Source organism: Mesorhizobium sp. M7A.F.Ca.AU.002.02.1.1 (assembly GCF_003998535.1).
GTDB lineage: Bacteria > Pseudomonadota > Alphaproteobacteria > Rhizobiales > Rhizobiaceae > Mesorhizobium > Mesorhizobium ciceri.
The window spans coordinates 1-2997 of record NZ_RZPB01000733.1; the positions used below are offsets into that span (position 1 = coordinate 1).

At 63.1% G+C, this 2997-nt stretch carries 2 protein-coding genes; both read left to right on the forward strand.

Going from position 1 to position 2997, the window contains the following annotated elements; genetic code table 11:
• Window positions 1-2474: type VI secretion system membrane subunit TssM (gene tssM, locus EN879_RS30305; RefSeq protein WP_127274461.1), on the forward strand; the 2474-nt coding region annotated here is incomplete at its 5' end.
• Window positions 2456-2997, forward strand: a 542-nt coding sequence (tagF, locus tag EN879_RS30310; protein ID WP_024504484.1) for a type VI secretion system-associated protein TagF, incomplete at its 3' end; no start/stop codon positions are given. The genes tssM and tagF, both read left to right, overlap by 19 nt.

The following is a 2997-nucleotide window of genomic DNA, read 5'->3' on the forward strand; positions in this document are numbered from 1 at the left end:
GCGAAAGCCGGTATGAAGAGGTCACGTGGCTGCGCGGGCTCTATCTGACATCGGCGACGCAGGAAGGAGCGCCCATCGACCGGCTGACCGCGGCGCTGTCTTCGTCCTTCGGCCTGCCGCCGCGACGGGCGCTGCCCGCACCAAGGGTCGAAAAACGCAGCTTCTTCCTGAAGAACCTGCTGACCGAAGTCATCTTCAAGGAAGCGGGCCTCGGCACGTTCGATCCGCTGGCGCAACGGCGCCGCGCCTGGATCTGGCGGGGTGCGGCAGCCGCTTGCGCGGCGGCGGCATTGTTGGCCGGCGGGTTGTTCACCTGGTCCTATTTTGACAACCGCAACGCGATAACGGCCCAGGCAGGCCAGTTCGAAGCGCTGCAGACGCCGCTGACCTCCATCGCTGCAACGCCGGCATCGGTGGAGCAGCCCGCCATGGACGGCGCGCTCGGTGCGATGGACGCGGTCGCAACCGCCCGGACAGCACCGCCTGGCGCCGCCCAGGATCTACTGGGACCATCGGCCTCCGCGGAAATGGTGCGGGCGCAGACCGACACGTACGATCATGCCCTGCGCAATATTCTTGAGCCACGCATGATCGCCTTGCTCGAGGCGACGATGTGGCGGCAGATCCGCGACCCGGATTTCATGCTCGGAGCGCTGAAAACCTATCGCATGATGACGGGCCTGTCTCAGATGGATCCCGATTACGCCCAAGACTGGTGGGCGAACAGCTTGCCCGAATTCGCGGCCGCGGCACCATTTCCGACCGCCGATGCCGAAGAGCATCAGCTTGCCGCCATCCGCCGGATGACGGTCGACGAGAGCTATGTCGCGCCCGACCAGCCCCTGGTTGCCGAAGCGCTGAAAACGGTGTGTACCATTTCGTTGCCGGCGCGCGCCTACAAACAGTTGCTGGCCGATCCGGCAGTGGCCGGGCTCAAGGAGTGGATCCCGGCGAATTTCGCCGGCCCCAACGGCAGCAAGGTGTTCGCGCGGCGTTCCGCCAAGACGCTTCGCGTCGGCATTTCCGGAGCATTCACCTATGCCGGCTTTCACGACGTCATTCTCGATCGCATCGACGATGTCGCCGCACAGGCGGCGCTCGATCGTGCCGTTTTCGCTGGCGGCTGCTCAGAGAACTCCGAAACCTCGGTCTCGGCGCTGTCCGAGGATATTCTGAAGCTCTACTATGACGACTATATCGCGCAATGGGACAGCTTCCTGCGCGACATGAGGCTCGCGCCATTGACCGATCTCATCGTCGCCAGTGAGAACCTCAAGGATCTTTCGAGCGCCGATTCCGCGCTGAAGCGCCTGCTGACGGCAGTGGTGCAAGAGACGGAGCTCACCCGTTCGGATGACGCGCCCGCCGGAGATGACAAGGCGGCAGCCAAAGGCGGCTCGAAACTGCTCGGCAAACTGGGCAAGCTTGGCAAGATAGTGAAAACAGGGGCAAAACTGTTGCCACGGGCGGGTTCGGCCAGCGAGGTGGACCTGACCGGCAATCTTGTGGCCGAACATTTCAAACCACTCAAGAGCACCATTGCCGAGGTCGATGGCCAGCCGCCGGCACTGGATGCCGCGGTCGTCGCGCTGACCGCGCTATCCAACGTGCTGCAGACGGTCACCGCGAACCCCAATCCGCAGGATGCTATCAAGAAGCAGGGCGGCCTTGCCGAACTGACGGGAGCGGTCGCCCGGCAGGCACAGATCCTGCCCGACCCTATCAGCAGTTGGCTGGGCGGGATTGCCGGCGACACCAGCAATTTGACTCAGAAGGCGGTCACTTCGGAGCTCAACGCCATCTGGCGGGCCGATATCCTGCCTTTCTGCCAGGCGGCGCTGAACGACCGCTATCCGTTCAGCGCCGAGAGCGCGGTGGACGTGAACGTACGGGATTTCGCCCGCCTCTTTGGGCCGGCCGGGCTGATCGACGGTTTCATCAACGACCATCTGATCAACTATGTCGACATGACCAGCCAGCCATGGAAATGGCGCGCCGATTTCGGCCTTGACGGTTCGGCCTTGGCGGCGTTCGAGCAGGCCAGGCACATCCGCGACGATCTATTTGCGGGCGGCAGCGGACCCGTGATGAGCTTCACGCTTGAACCGAAGGACCTGTCTCCCAACGTCACGCGCGTCACGCTCAATCTCGATGGCCAGAGCCTCGTCTACTACAACAACGCAACGCGGCCGCAACCCATGACATGGCCCGGCAAGGACGGCACGGGCGTCATCTCGCTCGCCTTCCAGCCGATCGACGGATCGCCTGAAATAATGCTCAACGAAACCGGCAGCTGGGCGTGGCTGAGGATGCTCCGCAGTGGCCGCTTCGCCAGCACTTCGCTGACCGACGTCTACAGCCTGCGTCTGGGCACGAAAGGCATGTACGCCGATTTCGAGCTCAGGGCCGCCAGCGTCGAAAATCCGTACAACCTCGAAATGTTCAAGAAGTTCACATGTCCGCCGCAGATATGAATGTGCCCGGTTTTTACGGAAAAATGCCCGCCACCGGCGATTTCGTGACGAGGCGGCTGCCGGGCGACTTTGTGCGCGCTTGGGACCGCTGGCTGGCGCAGCATCTCGTCCCGCTGATGGGCTCGAAAGCCTGGGACGAACGAATCCCACTACGTTTCATCTCAGGGCCTGCGGCATTCGGAAACGCGGCGGGGGTAATCTTGCCCTCGGCCGACCGGGTTGGACGGCGCTTTCCTCTTAGCATCGTCGCGATGATGTCCTCTGCGGACGAGACGATGACGCGTAGGGCCGACTGGTTCCGCGACATGGAAGCGCTTTGTTTTGAAACCCAGGAGACCGGGCTGACGCCGGACGCGCTCGACCAGGCGCTGCTGGTTTTTCCCTTCCCTGATCGCGACGAACGCGGGGAAGCGATCGACGGCATGGTCGTGTGGACCGCAACCTCCGACCTTTACGACGTCGATCCGGAGGAACCCACCAAAATCCTCGAATCTCTCCTTGCCGTCAGTGGGGAGATCTGTTG